The sequence below is a fragment of the Streptomyces spongiae genome (assembly GCF_009377185.1).
In the GTDB taxonomy this organism is placed as follows: domain Bacteria; phylum Actinomycetota; class Actinomycetes; order Streptomycetales; family Streptomycetaceae; genus Streptomyces; species Streptomyces spongiae.
In genome coordinates this window covers 1-4257 of the sequence record NZ_VJZC01000742.1, presented here as the reverse complement: position 1 = coordinate 4257, position 4257 = coordinate 1, and the positions used below count along the sequence as shown (strand labels likewise).

General features: G+C 70.6%; 4 protein-coding genes. 2 read left to right on the top strand and 2 right to left on the bottom strand.

Annotation, left to right across the window (positions count from 1 at the left end):
- Positions 1–83 precede the first annotated feature (83 nt).
- On the bottom strand, positions 84–1430 hold the full coding sequence (locus FNH08_RS45805) for an ABC1 kinase family protein (protein WP_152777575.1): 1347 nt from the start codon (positions 1428–1430) through the stop codon (positions 84–86).
- Positions 1423–2625 (bottom strand): ThiF family adenylyltransferase, encoded by a 1203-nt coding sequence (locus FNH08_RS45800; protein ID WP_152777573.1) that lies wholly within the window; start codon positions 2623–2625, stop codon positions 1423–1425. Before FNH08_RS45800 ends, FNH08_RS45805 begins: the two co-directional genes overlap by 8 nt.
- Before the next feature lie 248 nt (positions 2626–2873).
- On the opposite strand from FNH08_RS45800, the gene FNH08_RS45795 reads away from it, so the two are divergent.
- Together FNH08_RS45795 and FNH08_RS45790 are read left to right on the top strand one after the other, a co-directional pair.
- Positions 2874–3470 (top strand): M48 metallopeptidase family protein, encoded by a 597-nt coding sequence (locus FNH08_RS45795; protein WP_322726515.1) that lies wholly within the window; start codon positions 2874–2876, stop codon positions 3468–3470.
- 173 nt (positions 3471–3643) lie between these two features.
- Positions 3644–4257, top strand: a 614-nt coding sequence (locus FNH08_RS45790; RefSeq protein WP_194238850.1) for a TerD family protein, incomplete at its 3' end; no start/stop codon positions are given.

Sequence of the window (4257 nt, the reverse complement as noted above, 5' to 3'; positions counted from 1 at the left end):
GGTCCGAACGGACCGGCCCCCGCTGTGCGCTGCGTCCACCGGACCGCCGGATGCGGCACCGAGCGTGAGCGGTGGACAGCCGCTCACGCCTCCGCGGCTCTCGGCTGCTCCGGCAGGAACCCCGGGAGCCATTCCTCCAACTCGTCCCGCAGGCGGACCGTGGCCCCCAACTGGCACAGCACCCCGATCGTGCTCAGCGTCACCCGGTGGATCAGCAGGTACGACGGAGGCAGGTTGAGCTGCTTTCCCAGCTGGTGTGCGGGAGAGCGCGGGTCGGCTATGCGGGCTGCCTGAGTGCGCATCCAGCCCCGGGTGAAGGTGAACTCGTCGGCCTGGGCCGGTTCGATGATCGGCAGTAGATAGTCGAGGACCGCGTCCGGGTCCAGCTCCACGGTCTCCTTGACGAAGCCCTCCGCGCAGAGGAGCTCGTACACCGCATCGGCCTCGCCCTCCAGCGTCATCCGCAGGGAGTCTCCGATCGGTTCGGGCAGACCGTCCGGGAGGCGGTCCACCGTGCCGAAGTCGAGAACACCCAGGCGCCAGCCGCTCTTCTCGTCGGGTACGAGGCGGAAGTTGCCCGGATGCGGGTCCGCGTGCAGGAGGCCAGTGCGAGCGGGGCCCGAGAAGAGGAACCGGGCGAGCAGTTGGCCGGCACGATCGCGCTGCTCCTGGGTGCCGTCCGCTATCACCTCCGACAGCGGTGTGCCGTCGATCCACTCGGTCACCAGGACCTGCTCGGACTGGTGGACCACGGCCGGAACCAGGACGTCCGGGTCGTCCGCGAACTCTGCCGCGTGCGTCTCCTGGGCTTGAGCCTCCAAGCCGTAGTCGAGCTCTTCGGACACACGGTCGCGCAATTCGGCGATCAGCGGCTTGATGTCCATCCCCGGGATCAAAGGCCCCAGAAGGCGGGCGAACCGGCCGAGTTGGTTCAGATCGGACAGGAGGGCCTCGCCCGCGCCCGGGTACTGCACCTTGACGGCTACCTCACGGCCGTCGTGCCAGGTCGCGCGGTGCACCTGGCCGATCGAGGCCGCGGCGGCCGGTTTGTCCTCGAACTCCAGGAACAGCTCCTGCCAGTCCTCGCCGAGCCGCTCCTCCAGCACCGCGTGCACCGTGCGTGTGGGCATGGGCGGGGCTGCTTCCTGGAGCTTCGTGAGGGCCGCGCGATACGGCCCCGCGATCTCCTCCGGCAGCGCCGACTCGAAGACGGACAGGGCCTGCCCGAACTTCATCGCGCCGCCCTTGAGCTCGCCGAGCACCTTGAACAGCTGCTCCGCCGTGCGCTGTTGCAGCTCACGGCCCACGATCTCCGCCGACTTCCCGCCGATCCTTCTGCCGAGCCCCCAGGTCGCCCGCCCGGCGAAGCCGAGCGGGAGCGCGGCGAGCTTGGCGGTACGGGTGACCGCCTTCCGGGGAAGATCAGACATGCGCCCTCCAAGTCCCAGACCGCCGTGCTGCGTGCGCTGTGAGGGACAAGCTCGTTGACCGCTGTTGCCCCGCCATTGTCTCGTGTGACTCCCCGTCCTCCGAGGTGTGTTCCTCCTTACCTTTCTCCGTGGCCGCGCACGGGCATGCGGGGTGTGCCCACACCGGCCTGGAATGCCAGTCGAGCCCCGGGGAGGACACCTCCCAGCGTGCGCCCGCGCTGGACGGTACCCGACCGTCCAGGAAGGCGAGCGCGTGCCCCGCGGCCAGTGCGGCCACGACCGAGGCCAGGGCCAGGTCGCAGGACTCCACCTGGTGCTGTCTGCCCGAGCGCCACTGAGCGACAAGACGCGGCCAGCAGGCGTCCCGGTCGGCGCGCCCCTGGTCCAGACAGCCCGCGCATCCCGTCTCGCCGGGCAGGACCAGCGGGCCGACCACACCCGTTCCCTCCACGACTCCCGCATAGAGGTGCGGCGTTCCCGAGGCGATGAGCGGTTCGGCGCTGACCGGGTCGGGGGCGTGGACATCGACCCCCTTGCGTGGGGCGAGGATCACCAGGGAGAAGCCGGGGTCCTCTCCGGACGCGGCTGTCCGTGGGGGACGCTCCGGAGCCGCCCGCCGTACCGCCCGGCGCGCCGCCTCTTCCCTGCGCTCGCCGATCGCGTCGGCCGGCAGCCCGCCCGGTGCCACGTCCCACGGCTCGACCAGGCCGACGTCGCGTACGTCGACGCTGCCCACGCCCGCGCCCGCGAGGAGTGCGGCCAGCACCACGCCCACCCGGCCGGCACCGCGCACCTGCACCCGCAGGGAGCGGCGGGTGGCCAGGCGGCCCATCGCGCCGCCCGGTTCGGGGGAGACGAGGGAGAGCGCCGCGAGGTCGGGGCGCAGACGGTCCACGACCGTGACCTTCTTTCGCAGGGCGTCCGCGTCCGGGCCGCCTCCCGTCGCGTCGTCCAGCAGGCCCGACGCGGCGAGCCGCTCGACCAGCCCGTCGACATGACCGTCGGGCAGCCCCATCCGGCGTCCTTCGTCGCGCAGGAGCGGCAGGCCGCGCGTCCCGTCCAGCAAGGAGAGGAAACTGCCCGTCGCCAAGTCCACCGGTCCCAGCACCATCGCGTGCGCAGGTGCCATCCCGAACTGCACGGTGTTGAGGTCCCGCCAGCCGCGCCGCAGCGCGGGCTTCACCATCGGATGCATGATCGGCCCCCGTAGCCGTAGATACGTCCCCAATCGCCGGCGGGTGTGTGCGGACGCCACAAGACTCAGTCCGGTGTCGTGTCCGCTCCGCCGGCGAATGCCAGAATGCCCGGGTCCCGCCGCCCCGCGTCGAGAGTTGTCCACAGGCCGCTGTATTAGTCGTACAAATCGAGCGCTGGGATTGCCGATCGGCATCGAACCGTCCCGGAGCCGGGACTTGGCGCGTGTGCAGCGGGTAACGTCGGGGCGTGCCCGCCGACCCACTGCACCGTGCCGGAAAGCCAGAGCGCAGCACGACGAGCCAGCCGCCGAGCGGCTCGGGGGTGAGCGCGATCGAGGTCCGCAGGAGTGCGCGCCGGCGCAGAACGGTCTCCGCGTACCGTGAGGGTGATCGCACCGTCGTGCTCATTCCCGCCCGCATGTCCGAGGCGGAGGAGCAGCGCTGGGTGACCGTCATGCTCGACAAGCTCGCCGCGCAGGAGAGCAAGCGGCTCATCGGTGACACCGAGCTGGCCGAGCGCGCGGAGCGTCTGTCGATCCAGTACTTCGACGGCCGGGCCCGGCCCACGTCGGTCCGCTGGGTCACCAACCAGAACACGCGCTGGGGCTCGTGCACCCCGTCCGAGGGAAGTATCCGCCTTTCACACCGATTGCAGGGGATGCCCGAGTACGTCGTCGACTACGTCCTCGTCCACGAACTCGCCCACCTGCTCGTGCCCGGCCACGGCCCCCGCTTCTGGCGACTGCTGGACGCGTATCCGCGGACCGAGCGCGCCCGCGGCTACCTCGAAGGAGTGGTCGCGGCGGACCGGCTGCCACATCGGCCCACCGGCGGCGACGAGTGACCGACTGACGAAAACCGGCCACCACGCGTGCGCGTGCCCGTACGGGAAGCGGCCCCGAGGCGGCCCGGAAGCAGGCGTTGTGTACCGGGTCTGTACCGGCCTCGTTCATTGCCGGATTTTGCCGTTAGCCTGGCGCGACGCACTCGCATCGGGATGGGGGACGGTCGTTACGCATGGCCAGGGAATTCCAACGCGGCCACAAGGCCAGGATCAGTGACCTCACGGCGGGGACGGATCTGTACGTGGGTGTACAGATCTCGGGCCCCGGAGTGACCTTCGACATCAGCTGCTTCGGTCTGGACGCCGATGAACGGCTTTCGGACGACCGGTACTTCGTTTTCTTCAACCAGCCGAAGTCCCCGGAGGAAGCCATTCAGTTGCTGGGGTCCCAGGCGGGTGACACGGAGTCCTTCCGCGTCACGCTCGACAGGGTCCCGCAGCAGATCCAGAAGCTGTCGTTCACGGCGACCATCGACGGCACCGGGCAGATGTCGCAGATCGCCCCTGGCTACATCCGTATCGTCGCGGGCGGCGAGGAGGTGGCCCGGTACTCGTTCAACGGCGCCGAGTTCTCCACCGAGCGCGCCGTGATGCTGGGCGACTTCTACCTGAAGGACGTCTGGCGGTTCGCCGCCGTCGGGCAGGGCTTCGACGGCGGCCTGGACGCGCTGTTGAAGAACTTCGGCGGTGAGGTCGCCGAGGAGGAGCCCGCAGCCCCCGAGCCGCCGCAGTCCGGCGCCGCACCGGGCTTCGCACCGCCGGCGCAGACCGCGGCGCCGCCCACGTT

Excerpts from the sequence above, each read along its gene's own strand:
- FNH08_RS45805 (WP_152777575.1), bottom strand. The coding sequence starts at position 1,430 with ATGTCTGATCTTCCCCGGAAGGCGGTCACCCGTACCGCCAAGCTCGCC.
- FNH08_RS45800 (WP_152777573.1), bottom strand. The coding sequence starts at position 2,625 with ATGCATCCGATGGTGAAGCCCGCGCTGCGGCGCGGCTGGCGGGACCTC.